A 20888-nucleotide genomic window follows, 5' to 3' on the forward strand; every position below is an offset into this window, starting at 1 on the left:
AGTAACCTATGAGTTCAATTAAACATTACATCCCATTTCTTTTTATCATTCTGCTCATTTTCTCTTGTGCTGAAAAACAAGAATTGAAATTGTCAGAAGGCCAGGTGATCGCTTTGGTAGGAAATAACCTTGGATCCAGGATGATGCATTATGGAACGTTTGAAACGGAAATGTACACCCGGTTTCCAGATCAAAACCTAATCTTTAGAAACCTTTGTGACCCAGCAGACACCCCAGGCTTCAGGCCCAGGTCTGGTACCAATGACCCATGGGCATTTCCAGGTGCTGAAGCTTTTCAGGATGAATATGCCACTCCATCAGGAAGTGAAGGCTTTCTGGAAAAACCTGATGAATGGCTAACGAGATTGGAAGCCGATGTGGTGATCGGATTCTTCGGATTCAATGAATCTTTTCAAGGTGAAGCCGGATTGGAAAATTTTAAGGCTGAGCTGGATGCCTGGATTAAGCACAGCAAAAGAAAGAAATACAATGGAGATTCGGTACCAAGTCTTGCACTTGTGTCCCCTATCGCAATGGAGAATATCAGTCATCTGAAGGATGTACCAAACGGTGAGAAAGAAAACGAAATGATCCAACTCTACGCCAAGGTAACCCAAGAGGTAGCAAAAGCCAATGATATCCCTTGGGTGGATGCTTTTACCGCCAGCCAGAAATGGTATGATTCCAGCGATGAACCACTTACGATTGATGGTTCTCAGTTGAACCAAAGAGGGTATGAGCTTTTCGGAGAATTATTGGCAGATGAGTTATTTGGTGGGAGCCCAAAGCCTTCCGTAGATCGGGAGATGGTCGCGGAAGCCGTGAACGAAAAGAATTGGCTTTGGCACAATGACTATAAAATCCCCAATGGTGTCCATGTATTCGGAAGAAGACACGATCCTTTTGGACCAGATAACTACCCTTTCGAATTAGAGAAAATCCGGCAAATGACCTCAATTCGGGATTCAGCCATTTGGATGGCAACTAAAGGTCAAAGAATAGATTTAGCAGCGGCTGACGCCAAAACCAGAACTCTTCCAGAAGTGGAAACCAATTATAACCCTGAACAAAATGGATCCTTGGAATATCTTTATGGAGATCAGGCTTTGGCAGAAATCCAAACTGCGCCAGGTTATAAAATTGAGCTCTTTGCATCCGAGGAAGACTTCCCTGATTTAGCCAATCCTGTGCAGCTTTCCTTCGATAACAAAGGACGGCTTTGGGTGGCAACCATGCCCAGCTATCCTCATTATAAGCCAGGCGATCCCAGACCGCAGGACAAGCTGATCATTCTTGAGGATACGGATAATGACGGTAAAGCGGATAAGCAAACCATTTTTTCTGATGACCTCCACATTCCGGTTGGCTTCGAGCTTGCCCCAGAGGGAGTGTATGTTTCTCAGGGAAATGATTTAGTTCTATTAATCGATGATGATCAGGATGACAAAGCCGACAGAAAGGAAGTTCTTTTAAGTGGTTTTGACGATCACGATACACATCATGCCATTTCAGCCTTTACTACTGATGAGTCGGGGGCGATTTACATGGCTGAGGGAGTTTTCCTCCACACCAATGTAGAAACTTCCTACGGGCCCGTTCGGGCCACAAACGGCGGTTTTTATCGGTTTCAGCCTCAAAGACACCATTTAGAAAGAGTAAATCAGGTGAATATTCCGAATCCCTGGGGTATTGCTTTCGATCGCTGGGGACAAAATTTTTATGCAGAAACTTCCGGTCCGAATGTAAACTGGATGCTTCCCGGATCGACCTTGCCAAGGTATGGAAATGCGAATTACAAAGGCCCAAACCTGATTGAAAAGGCCCAAATGGTAAGGCCGACTTCAGGTCTTGAGTTTATATCGAGTCGTCACTTTCCGGATGAAGTTCAGGGAGATTTAATCATAAACAATACTATAGGATTCCTTGGTACCAAGCAGCATCAAATGATAGAAGATGAGGTGGGATTTCATACCAAATGGAGGCAGGACCTTATTTCTTCCACCGACCGGAACTTTCGACCTGTGGATATGGAGTTTGCCCCTGACGGTTCACTGTACCTTGTAGATTGGCACAACATTCTGATCGGTCACATGCAGCATAATGCTCGTGATCCACTAAGGGATCATGTACACGGTAGAATATATCGTGTGACTTACCCCAGCCGGCCTTTGGTAACTCCAGCAAAAATTGATGGAGCGAGTATCCCTGAACTATTGGAAAACCTTAAACTACCAGAATATAGAACACGGTACAGAACGAGAAGAGAGTTACGTGGAAGAGATCAGATGGAAGTAGATTCAGCTATTAAAACCTGGCTTGGGGCACTCGATTCAAATGATCCCGAATATGAGCATCATAGGTTAGAGGCACTTTGGGTAAGCTGGGGAAATAATCTGGTCAATCAGGAGCTGCTTGCCGAATTATTAAAATCAGAAAACCACAGAGTTCGTGCAGCTGCGACGCGAGTATTGCGATATACAGGTCATCAAGTGGAGAACCAAACTGAACTCTTGAAAAGGTCAGCAGAGGATGAAAATGGACAGGTAAGAATGGAGGCAATTGCTGCTGCGAGCTGGTTGCCTAGAGCAGAAGGTTTAGAAGTGTTGGCTGTGGCCGAAACTCAAGACCTGGACGAAACTTGGCAAAGAGGAACTTTTGAAACGGCTGTAGCTCATATAAATGGTGTTTCTGTCGAAGAAAAGAAAGAAGAGGATATCAAATCAAATTTAAAAGGCTCCGAACGGGAGCTATTTATCTTGGGAAAAGAAATCTATGCACGTGATGGTTACTGTAGCACCTGCCACCAATCAGACGGTGGAGGTCTTTCCGCCTCACAGTTCCCTCCACTTCGAGGAACTCCCTGGGTAACAGGTAGTCCAGAGCGAATGATTAAAATCGTTCTGAATGGTCTGATGGGACCAATCACCATTGCAAATAAAACCTACCCAGGCCAGGTGCCTATGACTCCCTATCGGGGAATGCTAGATGATACAGAAGTGGCTGCAGTGATCACTTATGTCAGAAATTCATTCGGTAATCAGGCCTCTGCTATTACTCCGGAAATGGTGTCCAAAGTCAGAGCTGAGACTGAAGCAAAAACAGGTTTCTGGACCGCAGAGGAGCTTTTAGAAATGCACCCTCTTGAAAAGTAATTCAGCACATTGAAATCTGAATATGTCTAAAATTTATATCACAGGAAGCTCTGACGGGTTAGGTAAGTTGGCTGCAGAAAAATTAATCCAACAGGGACATGAGGTATTTCTGCATGCACGGAATGAGAAGCGAGTAAAAGATACCAAACGAAGTTTCGGAGAATCAGCAAAAATCTTCATGGCAGACTTGGCCGATCTGGTTGAAGTAAAGGCTTTGGCAACCGAGCTAAATAAATTAGGGAAAATGGATGCCATCATTCATAATGCGGGAGTCTATCAAGCAGATGCTACAACTCTTTTGCAGGTAAATGTCCTTGCCCCATTTATTCTCACCTGTTTAGTCCAAAAACCACAGCGCCTAATTTACCTGAGTTCTGGAATGCATAAAGGTGGTAGACCGCTTTTCCGGGAAAGTGACCTGAAATCTGTGAACTATTCAGACTCGAAGCTCATGGTCACTGCTTTAGCTTTGGCTGTAGCCAAAAAATACCCAGACGTCTACTCAAATGCAGTCGATCCAGGTTGGGTTCCTACTAAAATGGGAGGCTCCAATGCTCCTGACTCTTTTGACAATGGCGTGGATACTCAAGTCTGGTTGGCAGAAAGCATCAGTCCATCCGCTTTGGTTTCAGGAAAATATTGGAAATTTATGGAGGAGAGAGAACCACACCCAGCCTCCCAAGACCACTCCTACCAAGAGAAACTCATCTCACTGTGCGAAAAACTTACTGGAGTAAATTTCGACTCAGAATACCCAGCCCAATCTTAAGTCAAGATATTCCGCGACATGGCCATGGGCTTTCAGCCCTGCTCCTATTCTGAAACTATCGAACAATACGTAGTGAAGCGAATATCGCTGATAAAAGCTGTGATCTTCCTGGTAGCCTTTTGGTTTATGGAGATAAAGCGCCATTCTTTGGCTGAAATCAAACCTTCCGAAAAGAAAATGATTCTCGGCATATACAGCTGGAATCAAAGCCTCTGTCCTACTTCCTTCTACTGGAATAGAAAAATCTTTGGCTAACTCTACCCCTCCTCCAAGGCCGATAATTCCTGAAATCTGCCGGTAGGTCCCACCACCCAGAAAAAGGTTCGGCTCTCTTCCGCCAGTCCCATTATCTCGGGTATTAAATCCTGCATCCAAATAGAAGTTCCATTTTCTCGGAATCGGAGTTCGAACATACTCAGGAAGATCAGCTCGATTGGTGTAATGTAGTATTCCAAGACCCCAGGTTGGGAAATTCATACCTCGATTAGGCTGTTTTTGTCCTCCATTAGAAATATGGCCGTAAGTGAATGAACCTTGTAAAGCCCAATTTTCCGAAAAATCCCAGGTAATTCGAGGCGAAAGAAAAATAAGGAAACTCAAATGCGAGCTGAAGAATGTGTTTCCAGGGTTTTCGACTTCATCATAAACCCTTGTAATGTAACTAGCTCCTAACCCGGTGGAAAGGCTTAAAGAGAGTTTTTCCCTACGGACTAGATAAGGCTCAAAAGTCCCAGATAGGCTCCACGCCTGTCCAAGTTCATCAGGATTTTGAAAATCCATAACCGAGAGGTTCAGCCCCAAGTAATGAAAGCAATTACAGGCTTCCCAATTTTTCCGGCTGCTACCCATCCATTGAGAGGAGAGGCTAATGGACCAGGGATTTGTGTCTGCGATTTCTACTAATTCAGGGTTATGAGCAAGTATTGTCCCGTATTGGGCTTCCAGCCCAAAGCGATGGCTGGATTCCTGAGCCAATAGATTCGCAGTCAAACATCCAAAAAAAACAATCCCAACTATCCGCTTCCACATAAGAGTCAAGCTTTGTTCATTCCTACGAACTTTTGATGAAAAGGATAGGTAATCGATCGGGGAATGCGTCGGGGAAGCAAATTAAAGGGAAACAAATTTGGATACTTATTTTAATTAATCGTAATATTGCAATTAAACGATGAAATATGGGATTGGCTAAAACAGAGATCTTTACCGAAGAGCAGAATACTATCGCCAGCATGGCCAAAGTTCTGGGTCATCCTGCGAGAGTGTCAATATTAGAATACCTTTTTAAACTTAACACCTGCGTTTGCGGAGATCTGGTGGATGAAATAGGACTGGCTCAAGCCACCATTTCACAGCATCTTAAAGAATTAAAAAGTATGGGTCTGATTAAAGGAAGTGTGGAAGGCACCAGCGTGTGCTACTGTATTAACTTGGAAAATTGGTCCCGAATGAAAAATACACTGGCCGAATTTCTTGATCAAGACTTGACCTCAAATACCTGTTGCTAAATTAAAATACCGAAAAATGAGACTTTCAGAAATAAAATCAGCACTACAGAACCTTGATACCATTGCTTTCGAATTACCGGATGGATCTTTGGTACCCAGTCACTTTCATGTGACTGAAGTGGGGAAAGTTACCAAGCACTTTATTGATTGTGGTGGAACGGTGAGAAATGAAGAAGTTGCGAATTTTCAGCTTTGGAATGCTGATGATTACGACCACAGACTGCATCCTGAAAAGCTTGTGAAAATCATCGACCTATCAGAAAAAGTTCTGGGATTGGGAGATTTAGAAATAGAAGTCGAATATCAAGGCCAGTCTATAGAAAAGTATGGTCTGGATTTCAATGGAAAGAACTTCCTCCTCACAAGCAAACAAACTGATTGCCTTGCAAGAGATAAGTGTGGAATTCCAGAACAGAAACCTAAGCTGAAGCTATCAGCATTAAGCACAGTCTCAAATAGTTGCGAACCTGGCTCCGGCTGCTGCTAAGAAGAAAAAATGGCTTTTTATCCAAAACTTGAGGAAACCATCATTAAGGCAGAAAGCCTTACTATTCCTCCTGATCGCCTAGAAACGCTAAGGCCGTTGATTGAATATCTTCAAAAGAAAAAGTCGGAAAAAGTCACGGCACACTTAAATTTCATTTGTACTCATAATAGTCGCAGAAGCCAATTTTCTCAGATTTGGGCGGAGGTAGCTGCCGTAAAATATGGGATAGATGCCAAAACTTATTCTGGTGGTGTGGAAGTGACTGCCTGTAACCAACGAACAGTGGCTTCACTTAAAAGACTCGGTTTTCAAATGGGTGCTTTTGGTAGAGAAAACCCTACTTACAAAATAAAGTATGCCGGTGGAGATGAAATGATAAAGGCTTATTCAAAGCTCTTTGATGATCCCGCAAATCCGGTTGATGGGTTTGCAGCCATAATGACCTGCGATCATGCGGATGAAAATTGTCCATTTATCCCAGGAGCCGAAATCAGGATTCCCGTCCTCTATGTGGACCCGAAAGCTTTTGACAACACCTCTGAAGAATCCTCAAAATACGATGAACGCTCCTTGCAGATAGCTTCAGAAATGCTTTATGTAATGAGAAGTGTTTAAAATTACAAGTCTGTCAAGTTTTTGTTAAAAGTAAAAAAGTTAAAGCATCGTATTTAAATCTAGAAAAGGTTGCACTTCTTTTTCATTTTCTTCACTTTTCGCTTAATTCAAGTGCCTTTTTATGATAGTCTTAACTTAACCACCTCCTAATGAAAAACCGGGCTCAGGCAATTGCCAGTTATAAGTACTTCTCTAAAAAAGAAGGGAATCAGCATATCGCCGGACAGTATGCATTAGAAAAAATACTCGATATTATTGAGATCAATCAACCCAGTAAAATTCTTGAAGTGGGCTTAGGAATAGGCAGTATCTCCTACACCATTCTAAATAGTTCATATTATAAAAATGAGGACTTAATTTATCACGGAACGGAAGCGAATGAGTTTTGCCTTAACGCATTAAAATCGAACTTAGGCACTCATTATGACAGGGTTTCTATTTCAAGTGATTTGCATTCCATGAATTCTGAAATACTCTATGATCTGATAATTATCGATGGATCGGATGAATCTATCACAGAAATAAAGGGCAAAATCAGTCCTCATGGTGTTATTTTTATTGAAGGTCACAGAGGTGCCCAAACCGAAACCATGAAAGAGGTTTTCCCTAATCACAAGCACACCTTATGTATCTCCGATTTTAAGAATTCAAAGGATGGGCCCTTCTCCTCTGACTCTTGGTCTGGCGGTGGTCAATTGATTTATGTAAATCCCACCACAAAGCAATTGATCCATTTCTTAAAAGAGCGTTTTAATACCAGTTTCAAGTATAGAGTGAGCAGAAGGATAAAGCGCTAAAGAAATGGAAATTCAAATCCAGCGTTTTTTCAGAAAACATTCTATCAGAACTAATGCTTGGATCTGAATATGTTCCCGATTTTTTATTGCAGTCAACTCCGGCTTTAACGCTTTTCATTTTAACTTAGGGTTTTGACCTCATTAGATCATGACCGATGCAATCTTTGTTTCCAGCTCAGAACCACGATGTGGAAAATCCCTGATCTCTCTTGGACTGGTAAACCACCTTCTAAATAAAGCCCTGAAGGTTGGGGTTTACAAACCTATTATCACTCCCAACAAAGAGAATGCAAAGGATAGAAATCTGGAACTACTACTTGAACATTTTGATCTGGATGAGGAATATGAGAGTAGTTATGCCCTGACAAAGAAAGAAGCTTTGGCCATGATTAATCATGGCAAAGGCGATGACGTTTTAGACCTCATCATTGAACAATTCCAAAAACTAAAATCCGAATTTGATTTTCTGATTTGTGAAGGAACTGATTACCTCGGTGTGAGTTCTGAGCATGAGTTCGACCTCAATGCCAGCGTAGCAAAAAACCTGGGCACTCCGGTTCTGCTTTTGGGCAATGCCCAGGGAAAATCAAATGAAGAATCCATCTCCAGCCTAAATATGGCCATGGATTTATTAGAATCTAAAGATTGCCGGATTTACGGGGTCATCGCCAATAGGGTGGATGAAAACGCACAGGAGAATCTACAAAAGGACCTTGAAAAAGCATTTTCACATCGGGATATCATCATTTCTTCCTTGCCCCTGAAGCCAAACCTAAGCAATCCAAGAATTAGCGATGTAGTGGAATTTTTAGATGCCAAAGTCCTATATGGTAGTGAATATCTCAATAACCGAATTGATAGTTTTGTGGTCGGGGCTATGCGATTTCAAAATGTATTACCCGAATTAAAAGAAAAAAATCTGGTTTTGACTCCCGGGGATAGAGAGGAGATCGTTCTCAGTTTGCTCCAGGCCCAGCAGGCCAAAAATTATCCTAGCGCAGCAGGTATTTTGCTTACAACGAAAAAAGAACTATGTGATTCGGTAAAGAAACTATTGGATGGTTCCAGTCCCTTGCTTCCTATCCTATCCGTAGAGAGTAATACGTTTGAGACCGCTACCCGGCTTAAGGAAATTAGTCCTTATTTGAAGGCTTCAGACCGGCAAAAAACCGAATTGGGTCTTACACTTTTTGAGGAGCATATGAATCTGGAAAAGCTAGATGAGCAATTAGAAAAAGTAGTTCCTGACATCATCACCCCAAAGATGTTTGAGTTTAATTTACTCAAGAGAGCCAAGTCGGACATTAAAAAAATTGTGCTTCCTGAGGGTACTGAACCACGAATATTAAAAGCGTCCAAAATCCTCCTAGATAAGGGGGCTGTGAAATTGGTTCTTTTGGGCAAACCCGAAACTATAAAAGAAGAAATTGCCAAGTTAAATCTTCATGAGAGTCTAAGCCAGGTGGAAATCATTAATCCCATTGAATCGGAGCAATATTTGGCCTATGCCTCCACCCTTCAAAAGCTTCGGGAAAAGAAAGGGATGAATCTGGATCAGGCGAAAGACCTAATGGCAGACGCCTCATATTTTGGAACCATGATGGTGTATCTGGGAGATGCTGATGGAATGGTTTCCGGGTCTATCAATACCACGCAGCATACCATACGACCGGCATTGCAGTTTGTAAAGACTAAACCTGGAGTATCTGTGGTATCATCTATTTTCTTCATGTGTCTCGAGGACAAAGTTTTGGTCTATGGAGATTGTGCTGTAAACCCAGTACCAAATAGTGAGCAGCTCGCGGAGATTGCCATAAGTAGTGCTGAAACGGCTATGGAATTTGGGCTGGAGCCCAAAGTTGCACTTCTGTCCTACTCTTCAGGTTCTTCAGGGAAAGGAGAAGAAGTGGAGAAAGTCCGCAAAGCGACAGTGATAGCCAAAGAAAAGAGGCCTGACCTCGCTATTGAAGGCCCACTCCAATACGACGCCGCTGTGGATATAACAGTTGGTCAAAATAAGATGCCCGGTTCAAAAATTGCGGGCCAAGCCAATGTCCTCATTTTTCCTGATCTCAACACGGGAAACAATACCTATAAAGCTGTTCAGCGAGAGACAGGAGCTGTGGCCATAGGACCAGTTTTGCAGGGCTTGAACAAACCCGTAAATGATCTTTCAAGGGGATGCACAATAGATGACATCGTAAATACAGTGATTATTACAGCCATCCAAGCACAGGCATAAAATGAAAACACTAGTTATCAATAGTGGAAGCAGTTCTCTCAAGTTTCAGCTTTTTCAGATGCCTGAGGAGGTTCTTTTGTGTAAGGGATTAGTGGATAGAATTGGCCAAAAAGATGCTCAGTTAAGCTTTAAAAATCTGCGGGATGAAAAGAGTCTGAACCAGGAACTTGAGATTCAGAATCATGATTTTGCCTTGAAACAGGTGATCAAGCTGATTGAAGATAAGCAACTAGGGGTGATAGCAAATACTAGTGAAATTCAATTAATTGGTCATCGACTGGTTCATGGGGGCACACATTTTTCAGAGCCAATTATTCTAACCGATGAAGTCCTTGAAAAGATTGATGAAGTTTCCACTTTAGCACCGCTGCACAACCCCCACAATCTCAAAGGTGTAAAGGTCACCCAAACCTTATTCCCAAAGGCAACTCAGGTCGGTGTTTTCGATACAGCTTTCCATCAGAGTATTCCAGAAAAAGCCTATCGCTATGCCATTCCGAAAAAGATGGCAGATGAAAATGGAATCAGGGTGTATGGATTTCACGGAACATCTCATGAATTCATTACCCACCAAACATCCGATTTCCTTAAAAAACCACTCAATCAAACTAGTCTAATCAGTCTACACCTGGGTAATGGCTGTAGCATGGTAGCAGTCAAGAATGGGAAGTGCATTGATACAAGCATGGGTTTCTCCCCACTTGATGGATTGGTGATGGGGAGTCGATCAGGAGACCTTGATCCTACGATCTTACTTTTCCTTCAGAGGGAATTAAAAATGAGCTTGGAAGAAGTTGATCACTTACTGAATAAAAAGTCTGGTCTGATTGGACTTTGCGGAACCAATGATCTCAGAGAAATTATCTCTTTGGAAAAGGATGGAAATCAGGATGCAAAACTTGCCCTTGAAATCTACTGCTACAGAATTAAGAAATACATCGGCGCTTTTCTCGCAGTTTTGGGCGAGGTAGATGCAATTGTATTCACGGCCGGAGTCGGTGAAAATGCCGCTATCATTCGTGAAAAATCTTTAGAAGGTTTGGAGCATTTGGGGATTAAAGTTGATTCAGAAAAAAATCAACAGGCCAACGGTGAAGAAAACTCATTTCATTCTGAAGAATCCAAGATTTCATTATTAGTGATCCCGACCAACGAAGAGCTGGCAATAGCAAAAGCCTCTTATGAGATTTTGAAGAAATAAAACCCTAGGGATTTCAATCTCATTATAAGTTCAACCAATAGGTCATTTTAAATACAAGAGCTCTTGATTTGGAATTACCAAACTGGATGAAGCCTTCTTCGTTTTGTGCGAGGTAATTATCCGTGTAAACAAGGAAGAAATCAGATACTGGAGCGAATCTCCACTGAAGACGTGAATTGATATTCACATTTTCTATTTGGCTATTGTATTGTACAAAAGTCGTCCAGAAAAGCTTTTTGCTGAAGGTAAAATCAAACCTAGGCCCAATCAAAAATAAGTTAGCGCTATTGTATGGGTCTGGAAGTCTTATACCATTGTAAGCAAAATCAATACTGGTGAAGCCAAGCGGCTGGTACCTCCACTGAATACTACCTTCCAGATTCCATCTGGTCCCATTAAAATACTGACCAGACCTGGTACTAAGCTCAAATGAAAGTAGTTTCCTTTGGTCGGACTGATACCTTGCAATCAGGACATTATTGGTGTATTCGCTACCTGCTGGAAGAGGTAGTCCATCTGATCCACTGGGATCAAAGCCATTAAATAGATAAGTATACTGCCTCCTAAGTCTCATTGAGAACTCAGCGGAAGAACGCCAATTTATATCATAAAGAAGGTTGATATCCCAATCCAAAAACCCATAGGTGTCATTCCCGAGCATATCAAAGTCAAATCCTGGCCCATGACTTTGCACTCCTCCTGCCTCCGGGAAAAAGCTCCTTCTATAAGTCATGGCGAGCTGTCGAAAGTCTCTTCTTCGAACAAATCCAACTTCCGGGTCATAGTTTGCTCCCACGGCCTGTGCCCTCATATTGAGTGACCATTCAGGCACATCATACCGAAGTTCCAATCCTGTAGAAAAAGTACTATCGACTTGTTCCTGCCTGATGTTTTGGTGGTAAAAAACCTTACCGGTAATTTTATTATCAGCCGAGGCAATATTATAATCTACCCCGAAAGTCCGATCCCATTCATTGTATAAACTGTCACTATACTCCTCTGCACTCTGAAAAGTCTGTTTGTTAACAAGAAATGCAGAAATATTAGATCTGGTAAAAACTTTCTGCTGAAGAGAGATCATTGAATAATTATAGGATGGAAGGCTGGCGGTTTCATCATCGGCCACCTGCATACTAAGTACTCCCACTCTAAGATTGTCATTTGCCTTTCCACTAACTCTCGCTCCTAAAGGAATCGCAGAAGAAATATTCTGACCAGTACTTTCATCTCTGGAAACCCCAATTCTCCGGCTAAAGAATGGGGTATTTCCCCTTGTGCCATAATTGGCAAAAAGGTCTGCATTCTCCAGAAAGAACTGTCTCCTTTCGGGGAAAAATATTTCAAAACGATCCAAATTGGTGACTTGCTGATCTACCTCTACTTGAGAAAAATCCGGGTTAACAGTTAGGTCAAGATTCAAACCTGGGGTAATACCATATTTTAAATCAAACCCAGCGTTAAACCCTTTATTTGGATCCCCTCCTTCCTCGAAGTTTTGATCATAATTTCCTGCGATGTAAGGAATTACAGAAATGTTTTTACCAGTGTTTTGAATAGGTTCTTCCCACTTAGCTACTCTGGTCGAAGCCAGATTAAAAAGCGAGAAGTTTCTAGATATTGGCGTCCAGGTAGACCTCTCGGCATTTTCACTGTCTATTCTATAGAAATTGACGTTCCACTCATTTTGGCCTTCATTAAACCTTATAGAATTTAAGGGAATAGCCATTTCAGCAACCCAGTAACCTCTGTAAATCTGAGCCTCTCCCTTCCAAACATTGTCCCAATCCAAACTGAAAGAACCTTGCCCAGTACCTCCGTTTGCCACAAGCCCTTCACGTCTTACACCGAAGGGGTTTATACCAAAAGTAAAGGCGTTTGTTTGGTCCTGAAAAGTATCCAGGATTATGGTGAAATTGTCATTAGCCGCACCTCTGAAATCTCTTCGGAGGGAAGGTGTTACATACCCTCGATCTGGATTCTGGCCGTAAAGTATTCCAAGCACATAAATATTCTTGTCGTCATAAAGTACTTTGGCGACAGATTGATTTACTGCTAGGGATGAATCATAAGGGAAGTACTGCATCCAATCATATGCAGAATCCGCTTCACTCCATTTTTCATCAATTACTCCATCGATTACAATAGGAGTATCTGTTCTTTTGAACTTGATATCCTGCGCAAAGAGCATCCCGCTACATAACCACAAAAGGGCGTATAGGAGTAAAGGCTTTTTTGACATAGTGCAAATTTAGGTTAAACAGAAAAAGACCGGATACTTTATTTATACCAGCGGTTTCCATTTATCATATCCAAAATCAGAACCCGGTTAGTTCTTAGGCGGTTTCAAAAAAATCAGGGATTTACTTAAGCGGTATGGAAATAAAAAATTTAAATGCAACTTTGTTGCGAAACAAAAATCTAGTAAAGTTATTTAGGTAAACCAAAATATTTATCTTTGTGTATTCTAAATACAATTTTAGACATATCTAAAAATGTTGAAAGCAAAACTATTACTATTATCAATAATGATTTTGGGCTTTTTTAACCAACTCCAAGCCCAAAACGCAACTATCCAAGGAACGGTAAACTTCGAAGATGGACCGATGGAATATGCCAATGTAATTCTAAAAGGGACACAAATTGGTGCGATTACTGATGCCGAGGGTAGATTTTACCTAGAGGATATACCGCCAGGAGAATACACTCTCTTGGTGAGTTTGTTAGGATATCTATCCTTTTCGCAAGATATCACTTTAGCCGAAGGCCAAAATCTAGAAAAGAATATTACCCTTCGCCGCGACGAATTCAATATGGAAAGTGTGGTCATTTCCGGAACTCGGTATGAGCAGGACAGAGTGAATAATCCAATCGTTGTGAATGTGGTCGATAATAAAATTTTTAATGCCACCCAATCGATTTCAGTTTCCGAAGGACTTAATTACCAACCGGGTGTCCGCGTAGAAGCGAATTGTCAAAACTGTGGGTTTACTCAGGTTCGTTTAAACGGTCTTGACGGTGCGTACTCCCAGATCCTTATCAATAGCAGAGCCATCTTTAGTGCCTTAAATAGTGTGTATGGATTAGAGCAAATTCCAACCAATATTGTGGAAAGAGTCGAGGTGGTTCGGAGTGGAGGTTCCGCACTTTACGGTTCGAATGCCATCGGCGGAACGATTAATATTATTACTAAAGATCCTGTTGAAAATCTTTGGGAGTTACAATCAAATACAGCTGTCATAGACGGTGATGCTATTGATCAAACTTTCAGCATGAATGGATCGATCGTCAATGAAAGCCTAACTTCTGGCGTTACCCTTTATGGCATGAGCCGAAATCGGGATAGCTATGATGCCAACGGGGATGGGTTTACGGAGTTGGTCAAATTGAAGAATACTGTTTTTGGCGGAAAAGCTTTTTTCAAACCAACAGATAGAAGCAAGATATCGCTGGATTTTAGCGCACTGGAAGAGTATCGCAGAGGAGGAGACCGATTGGATCTGGTACCTTACTTCACGGATATCGCAGAGGAATTAGATCATAATACCTTGATGGGTGGAATTAATTATGAGCAAAGAACCAAAAATGATCGAGGTCAGTTTGCAGTTTATGCTTCTGCGCAACGTACCCAAAGAGATAGCTTCTATGGAGGTCTGGGAGGTGGAAGAACACCCGCAGATAGTCTTCTTGCACTTAATGCATACGGACTGACCAGTGATTTATCATTCGTTATCGGAACCCAATACAATCACAGCTTTAATAATCAAGATGTACTTACAGTAGGAATTGAAAACCAGACATACGATACAGAGGATGAGATCAAGGGGTATAGCAGGCTTATAGACCAGAGAGTCAATAGTACTGGTATTTTCTCTCAATATGAATGGAAACCAACTGAAAAACTCACTGCTTTACTCGGGGGTCGCTATGACTTCACAGGAGTGGATGGAATCTATCGACTGGGAGAAATAAACAACACGATCAATTCTAACTTTGGAGTTTTCAGTCCACGTTTTACTTTGCTCTATAAAATCAATGAAGACCTTCGTTTCCGAGGCGGGTATGCAAGAGGGTTTAGAGCTCCACAGGCCTTTAATGAAGACCTCCACATTTCTTCAGTAGGCGGAGAACCACTTTTTGTTGTTCTTTCGGAGGATTTGGAAAAAGAAACTTCCAATGCCTACACAGGTTCTTTTAACTACACGAAAAATCTGGGCTTAACTCAAATCAATCTTCTTTTAGAAGGTTTCTACACGCAGTTACAGAATCCTTTCACACAAGTAAGTACAGGAACTACACTGCCCAATGGATCAATAGTAGAAGAAGTTAGAAATGGCGAAGGGGCCACTGTATCCGGGATGAATATCGAAGCCGGTTTTTCTCCTTCTTCCAGCTTTGCTTTTCAAATTGGAGGTACGCTGCAGCAATCCAGGTATGATGAGCCTCAGGTCCTTTTCGAGCCAGAGACAGGAAGTGAAAATGTAGTGGTGATAGATGAATTTGTTCGAAACCCCAATGTATATGGTTACTTCACTAGTTTTTACACCTTTTCAAAAGCTTTCAGACTGGATTTGACTGGTACTTATACCGGGTCTATGATTGTCCCTCGTGTTGTTGGTGAAGATGGCTTCGTAGAGCTTATAGATACAAATCCTTTCTTTGATGTAAATCTAAAGGCGACCTATCATATAGATTTATCTGATGACTTCCAGATGGAATTAGCTGGTGGTTTGAGAAATATGTTCAATAGTTATCAGCCTGAATTTGACTCAGGACCTGAGCGGGATTCGGACTTTGTTTATGGCCCGCTTGCTCCACGCTCGGTATTTTTCTCAGTGAAATTTGGAAGACTACATTGATCCGGGAGCGATATATCGTCATCGGCATTTTAGCCTTTTTCCTCTGGACTCCTTTGAGGGCACAGGAAAAGGAAACTGTGAATTGGCTCACTTTCGAACAACTCGAAGATTCCCTAGAGCAGAACCCTAAAAAAGTCTTTCTGGAATTTGTGACTGACTGGTGTACCTACTGCAGGAAAATGGATAGGGTGGTTTTCACCAAGACTGAAGTCATCAAAAAGCTGAATGATGAATACTACGCAGTACGATTTGATGCTGAATCTGAATCTGAGATCGAATTCGGTGGTAAAACTTTTGTTAACGATCAGGTGAGGAAATCAAGAAATCCCGTTCATCAAATCGCTCAGCTACTTGCTTCAAGGGACAATCAATTTGTCCCACCAACCATGGTTATTCTGGATGATGAATTTAATGTCAAGGCGAGGTATTTCGAATATTTGGATAGCAAAAAGTTACTGCAAGCTCTGGAGTGATTCAACCAAATTGAAGAATGAAATTCTTAACCGCTCTGTCTTTTAATCCAAGGGTTAATTCATCCTCAATTTTTTTAAAACCTTCTTGGCCTTAGGGTCATCAATCAAATTATTGACCTCCAATGGATCTGAATCCAAATCATATAATTCCTCCCATTCCGGGTTTTCCAAATACCGGAAATACTTCCAGTTTTTCCATCTCGTTCCTTGACTAGCCGGAATGATATCCACTTCCCAAAGATGTTCCACAGTGAAGGTTTCTCGCTTTTTGGCTGGTCTTTTTCCGCGAACATAATCTGCGAGGTTTTCTCCCTCCCAAGAGGCTGGTATCGGAACACCTGCAAATCCCAGAATAGTCGGAGCGATATCTATATTCAATCCGAAATCTGTTACAGTTTTGCTAAAACCGGATCTTGGATCATAAATTATTAAAGGAACACGAAGCGAATTCTCATACATGAGCCACTTCCCTGCCAATTGCCTTTCACCCTGGAAATAACCATTGTCACCCATTAGGATAATTACAGTATTATCCGCTATGCCTTGTTCATCTAGAATCTTACGAATCCTTCCAATTTCTGAATCTACCTCCGAAATCATCCGATAATATCCCCTCATACTTTTTTGGTATTTCTCTGGAGAATCATATCTCCAATACCATCGGGTCCGATTTTCCCCTTCCCGCACGGCATTGGGCTGATCTAAAAAATACTTGTCATCGCTCAGAATTGGGTCTGGTATCTGTAGATCTTTATACAAGTTATCGTATTCTGCTGACCAGAAATATTGATCCTCAGCCGGGTCATGGGCATGGGGAGCGGAGAAACTCAATGACAGTAAAAAAGGTTGATCAGGGCTCTGATCTCTGATAAACTCGGCTGCCTGATGACCTGTGTATCTAGTAAGGTGAACCGTATCCTGATTAATGGTTTTGTAGAAATAACCTCTTCGATCCTGGAAATTCCCATTTCGATCATAGCTATCTCCCACATCAAACATTTCCGAAAACCTGGGATAATTGATTCCAAATTTACCAAAGAAAGCCGTTGCATAACCGGAATTTCTCATGAGGACAGGATAGGAACTTTGAGCAAAGCTCTCTTCAAACTCTTTCCCAAATGTATACCCATGGGTATGTTCATAAGTGCCAGTAAGAACCGAAGCTCTACTAGCTGCGCAAATCGGGGTGGTCACAAAGGCATTCTCAAAGTAGATACCTTCTGAGGCCAATCTGTCCATTTCTGGTGTTTGGATGATTTCATTTCCAGCATAGCCTAAGGCATCCCATCGCTGGTCATCGGTCAGAATAAAAATAATGTTAGGCTTTTCTTGGGCATTCAGCCCAAAGCTTTTAATTAAAAGGCAAAGAAAAAAAGTCCAGAAATATCTCATTTGAACAAATTACAAAAAGTCTTTAATAGCTTTCCCCTGAATAATTGTAGAAATGGATAACTTCCCTTATGGCCCAAATCAAACTTTATATAGCCATCAGTCTTGATGGTTTCATAGCAAGAAAAAATGGAGATATCGACTGGTTGGAAAACCTTCCAAATCCAAATAAACTTGACTATGGATACGGTGAGTTTATCGATGGAATCGATACAGTGATAATGGGGAGAAGCACCTATGAAAAGATACTAAGCTTTGGTATTGATTGGCCATATTCGGAGTATGAAAGTTTCATTTTCACCAGAAAAGCGGGGTATTTAACCAAAACTACAAGGACCCAAGCTTTGGCCTTAAGCCAACAAAATATAGAACTGATTAAATCTAAAAGTCAAAAAAGTGTCTGGCTAGTAGGGGGAGGTGAAATCATTACGGAGCTCTTAAACATGGATGAAATAGATGAGATGATTATCTGTATTATTCCCACCATCATTGGAAATGGTATCCCACTTTTCCCTAATCATCCAAAGGAAACTCAATTTGAATTAGTGAATACAAAGCCCTTCGATACTGGGGCAGTCATCCTGACCTACAAACGGAAGGTCTAAATCCAAGAAGTCAAAAGCCCTTAGCTTCTTAAACCAAGCGAAAAATGGTTTATTATTATGGCCAAAATGATTTTGAAAATATTGATCTTCAATTCTCGAATTTTGGATCCTTTTCAAAAACCAGAAAGTGCTGGATTTTCATAAATTTTCCGTTTTCCACAAACTTAAATCCATTCGCCTTCATTTCTTTTTTGGCCTGAGCCGCAGTCATTTTATGAAGAGGTTTAATCATGATGGTTGGGTCCTCTCCCCTATACTCGATCAACAAAAGTTTTCCGTTTGGCTTTAGAGCCTTGCGAATATTGGCCAGCATCTCGACCGGATACTCAAGTTCATGGTAAACATCGACCATAAAGGCAAGATCAACAGCACCCTCAGGAAGATTTGGTGATTTCTCACTTCCTTTAATGGTCTCAACATTCGTAAAACCTAAATCATTGGCCTTCTGATTTAAATAGTCAATGGCTGCATCCTGGATTTCGACGGCATAGACTTTCCCGTCTGGAACCTTTGGAGCCACCCGAAAAGTGTAGTATCCTGAACCTGCGCCAATATCGGCGACAACACTATTTCCATCTACAGGGAGATTTTCGATTGCCTTGGAAACACTTTCCTCTTGTTCCCTGTTTTGGCGCTCAAGCCAATCTTTCCCTGCAAAACCCATGATTTGAGAAATCTCCCGGCCCAAGTAAATTTTACCTGTTCCGTCACGGGTTGGGTTGGTTATGGTATATGGAGAATTTTCATCATTAGCATTCTGAGCCTCGCACGACCAGCCCAATAAAACCGTTAGGTAAGAGACAAAAAGAAAGGTTAGCTTTTTCATATTTAGCTAACCTTTTTATGAATGAAAAGTTGGGAAGAACTAATCACTATGCTTTTCCAGCATACTTTTAATCAGCTTATATCCATTTTCAGCCATTTCCCAGGGCTCAGAAAATTCTCGCCAAACTCCAATGGAGTTCGCAAAATCCGGATCATTTCTGGTGAACCCTTCTATGGTGAGCCATCCTTCATATTTGGCTTTCGCCAAAGCCGCAAAAACTTCATCAAAATTAATATGACCTGAGCCGGGCGTACCACGATCATTTTCTGAAATATGAAAATGCCCTAGTTTCGGAGCTATATATTCAATGGATTTAGAAAGACTTTTCTCCTCCATGTTTGCATGATGAGTGTCAAACATCGCCTTCATATTTGGGTGATCCACTTCCTTGAGTAAATAATCAAGCTGCTCCATGGTGTTACAGAGAAAACACTCAAATCTGTTCAAAGCTTCTGGAGTGCATAAAATACCGAGACTCTCAGCATATTCAGCCGTCGCATACATGACTTTTGCGGAGCGAAAATAATCCTCATGCTCAGGAGCCCGGGATTCAAAAGTCGCAAAAGCCGAATGATATGGACCGCATAGGACTGTTGATCCCAAATCGGCCGCCCGATCCAGCACCCACTGGAGTTTTTCTTTTGCCTTTTGGCGAACTTTGGTATGTGGAGAAATGGGGTTTTCGTCTTCTCCCATCACCGTCACGGTAGTGACTTCTAAACCCAGGTCAGCACAGTGCTTACCCACCCTTTTAAATGCTTTCTCTTCCCAGGGCCCTACAAAAAATTCTACCCCGTCATAGCCTATTTCCTTTAGCCGGTCCAGAATCGGGAATAAATCTTCCGAAACTACGGCGGACCAGGCTAGCACATTGAAACCAATCTTATTCATGCTTTTGATTATTTAAAGTCAGAAACTCTCATCCCCTCTCGGAATGTGCCAAAACCAAACATGGTCGGTGAATAATTTCCCACGTAATCCACATTTAAGTCTGGTGATACCAAATCACCCATCCCCAATAAAGTCATCGATGCATTCAGAATAAGTCTTCTTAAATCTTCATTTTGGAAATCAAGAGAAGCTCCCATCGTGGTGACGAAGGCTTTCCCAGGTTTACCGCCCTCTATCTGGTACGGAATGGTCCAAGCAATCGGCATGATGGATTTATCAAGATTTACAGGGGAGTCAGGGGTCATACCAGAGGTGGACTGACCGTAAATTAAAATATCGGCTGTTTTGGGCAGGTTCTTAATGGCATAAACATCCGATGGACCCCAAATGTCATTCACCCCCCTCAGAATAGGGTGGTCTTCATTTTGGGCTCTACCACTGATCAGTGCCCTGGTTCCCTCTTTCCCATGTACACCGTGATGGGCCACCCAGGTCTCCCCAAATATCTTTTGACCGAAACCTCTTTCCCATCCGGGAACATCACTTTTCCAATCCCATTTAGCATAGGGAGAATCGAGATTTTTCTGATAGGCAAAGGGATGTGTGGATGTACGAAGAGCTATAATGGGTTTGCCTGACTTAACATAATCCTCAATGAATTTGCTTTGTTCATCTGGAAGTTCTCTAAAACGAATCAGCATGATCATCAAATCAGCACCTTCCAGCGCCTGGAGATTGGGGATATTATTCTGAAAGTTAGGTACTACATTTCCTGATTCTGGCTCAATCGCAAAAAGTACAGTCGTTTCAAAACCATATCGATGTGAAAGAATTTTCGCCAACATTGGCATGGACTCTTCAGACCTATACTCATCATCTGCGGCTAAAAGTACCACATGCTTTCCTTTCCCTGGACCATCCTTTGATGGAAAGTTCAAATAAGTTTCTCCGTTTTGAGCTTGAACGCTGCCTAAAATCAAGGCGAATAACAGAGATAAAAAAGCTAGGCTAATATTGGGTTTCATAGTGTCGAATTTCAATAGAAGAAATGAAAAAAGGCCTATGAATGCAAATCTAAAA

Annotated in this window: 17 protein-coding genes; 11 read left to right on the top strand and 6 right to left on the bottom strand. The window is 41.8% G+C overall.

All coding sequences use genetic code 11. The features are described from left to right. The first annotated feature begins 8 nt into the window (after positions 1 to 8). Together QVH07_RS02455 and QVH07_RS02460 are read left to right on the top strand one after the other, a co-directional pair. Positions 9 to 3152 (top strand): PVC-type heme-binding CxxCH protein, encoded by a 3144-nt coding sequence (locus QVH07_RS02455; protein WP_289998542.1) that lies wholly within the window; start codon positions 9 to 11, stop codon positions 3150 to 3152. 22 nt (positions 3153 to 3174) lie between these two features. Further along, positions 3175 to 3921 carry an SDR family NAD(P)-dependent oxidoreductase gene (locus tag QVH07_RS02460; protein ID WP_289998543.1) on the top strand — a complete coding sequence of 249 codons (747 nt, stop codon included), beginning with the start codon at positions 3175 to 3177 and terminating at the stop codon, positions 3919 to 3921. Here QVH07_RS02460 and QVH07_RS02465 read toward each other — a convergent pair. Then, on the bottom strand, positions 3898 to 4950 hold the full coding sequence (locus QVH07_RS02465; RefSeq protein WP_289998544.1) for an acyloxyacyl hydrolase: 1053 nt from the start codon (positions 4948 to 4950) through the stop codon (positions 3898 to 3900). The genes QVH07_RS02460 and QVH07_RS02465 overlap by 24 nt on opposite strands. Before the next feature lie 146 nt (positions 4951 to 5096). Between QVH07_RS02465 and QVH07_RS02470 the strand changes: the two genes are divergently transcribed. The 6 genes from QVH07_RS02470 (at position 5097) to QVH07_RS02495 (ending at position 10768) form a co-directional block, all read left to right on the top strand. Then, positions 5097 to 5426 (top strand): ArsR/SmtB family transcription factor, encoded by a 330-nt coding sequence (locus QVH07_RS02470; RefSeq protein ID WP_289998545.1) that lies wholly within the window; start codon positions 5097 to 5099, stop codon positions 5424 to 5426. Positions 5427 to 5442: 16 nt separating this feature from the next. Continuing rightward, positions 5443 to 5913, top strand: coding sequence for a DUF6428 family protein (locus QVH07_RS02475; RefSeq protein ID WP_289998546.1), 471 nt, complete (start codon positions 5443 to 5445; stop codon positions 5911 to 5913). 9 nt (positions 5914 to 5922) lie between these two features. Continuing rightward, complete coding sequence (locus tag QVH07_RS02480; RefSeq protein WP_289998547.1) at positions 5923 to 6528, top strand: low molecular weight phosphatase family protein; 606 nt, start codon at positions 5923 to 5925, stop codon at positions 6526 to 6528. A 149-nt stretch (positions 6529 to 6677) separates the two neighbouring features. After that, positions 6678 to 7325 (top strand): hypothetical protein, encoded by a 648-nt coding sequence (locus QVH07_RS02485; RefSeq protein WP_289998548.1) that lies wholly within the window; start codon positions 6678 to 6680, stop codon positions 7323 to 7325. 148 nt (positions 7326 to 7473) lie between these two features. Continuing rightward, entirely contained in the window at positions 7474 to 9567 is a 2094-nt protein-coding gene (pta, locus tag QVH07_RS02490; protein ID WP_289998549.1) for a phosphate acetyltransferase, read from the top strand. Position 9568: 1 nt separating this feature from the next. After that, positions 9569 to 10768 carry an acetate/propionate family kinase gene (locus tag QVH07_RS02495; RefSeq protein WP_289998550.1) on the top strand — a complete coding sequence of 400 codons (1200 nt, stop codon included), beginning with the start codon at positions 9569 to 9571 and terminating at the stop codon, positions 10766 to 10768. A gap of 22 nt (positions 10769 to 10790) precedes the next feature. Here QVH07_RS02495 and QVH07_RS02500 read toward each other — a convergent pair whose 3' ends face one another. Continuing rightward, the gene (locus QVH07_RS02500) at positions 10791 to 13007 is read right to left on the bottom strand and encodes a DUF5916 domain-containing protein (protein ID WP_289998551.1); all 2217 of its coding nucleotides are present in this window, start codon (positions 13005 to 13007) and stop codon (positions 10791 to 10793) included. Between the two features lie 253 nt (positions 13008 to 13260). On the opposite strand from QVH07_RS02500, the gene QVH07_RS02505 reads away from it, so the two are divergent. Together QVH07_RS02505 and QVH07_RS02510 are read left to right on the top strand one after the other, a co-directional pair. Further along, positions 13261 to 15624, top strand: a complete 2364-nt coding sequence (locus QVH07_RS02505) for a TonB-dependent receptor (RefSeq protein ID WP_289998552.1) — start codon at positions 13261 to 13263, stop codon at positions 15622 to 15624. Continuing rightward, entirely contained in the window at positions 15621 to 16097 is a 477-nt protein-coding gene (locus tag QVH07_RS02510) for a thioredoxin family protein (RefSeq protein ID WP_289998553.1), read from the top strand. Before QVH07_RS02505 ends, QVH07_RS02510 begins: the two co-directional genes overlap by 4 nt. A 54-nt stretch (positions 16098 to 16151) precedes the next feature. Here QVH07_RS02510 and QVH07_RS02515 read toward each other — a convergent pair whose 3' ends face one another. Further along, positions 16152 to 17489, bottom strand: coding sequence for a sulfatase family protein (locus tag QVH07_RS02515; RefSeq protein ID WP_289998554.1), 1338 nt, complete (start codon positions 17487 to 17489; stop codon positions 16152 to 16154). 68 nt (positions 17490 to 17557) lie between these two features. Between QVH07_RS02515 and QVH07_RS02520 the strand changes: the two genes are divergently transcribed. Continuing rightward, positions 17558 to 18091, top strand: a complete 534-nt coding sequence (locus QVH07_RS02520) for a dihydrofolate reductase family protein (protein WP_289998555.1) — start codon at positions 17558 to 17560, stop codon at positions 18089 to 18091. 88 nt (positions 18092 to 18179) lie between these two features. On the opposite strand, the gene QVH07_RS02525 is transcribed toward QVH07_RS02520, so the two are convergent. From QVH07_RS02525 to QVH07_RS02535, 3 genes are read right to left on the bottom strand one after another with little or no spacing between them, the layout of a single operon-like run. Continuing rightward, the gene (locus tag QVH07_RS02525; protein WP_289998556.1) at positions 18180 to 18917 is read right to left on the bottom strand and encodes a class I SAM-dependent methyltransferase; all 738 of its coding nucleotides are present in this window, start codon (positions 18915 to 18917) and stop codon (positions 18180 to 18182) included. A 39-nt stretch (positions 18918 to 18956) separates the two neighbouring features. Continuing rightward, entirely contained in the window at positions 18957 to 19808 is an 852-nt protein-coding gene (locus QVH07_RS02530; protein WP_289998557.1) for a sugar phosphate isomerase/epimerase family protein, read from the bottom strand. A gap of 8 nt (positions 19809 to 19816) precedes the next feature. Then, entirely contained in the window at positions 19817 to 20833 is a 1017-nt protein-coding gene (locus QVH07_RS02535; RefSeq protein ID WP_289998558.1) for a ThuA domain-containing protein, read from the bottom strand. Positions 20834 to 20888: the final 55 nt, after the last annotated feature.

It is taken from the genome of Algoriphagus sediminis (genome assembly GCF_030403435.1).
Taxonomy (GTDB): Bacteria; Bacteroidota; Bacteroidia; order Cytophagales; family Cyclobacteriaceae; genus Algoriphagus; species Algoriphagus sediminis.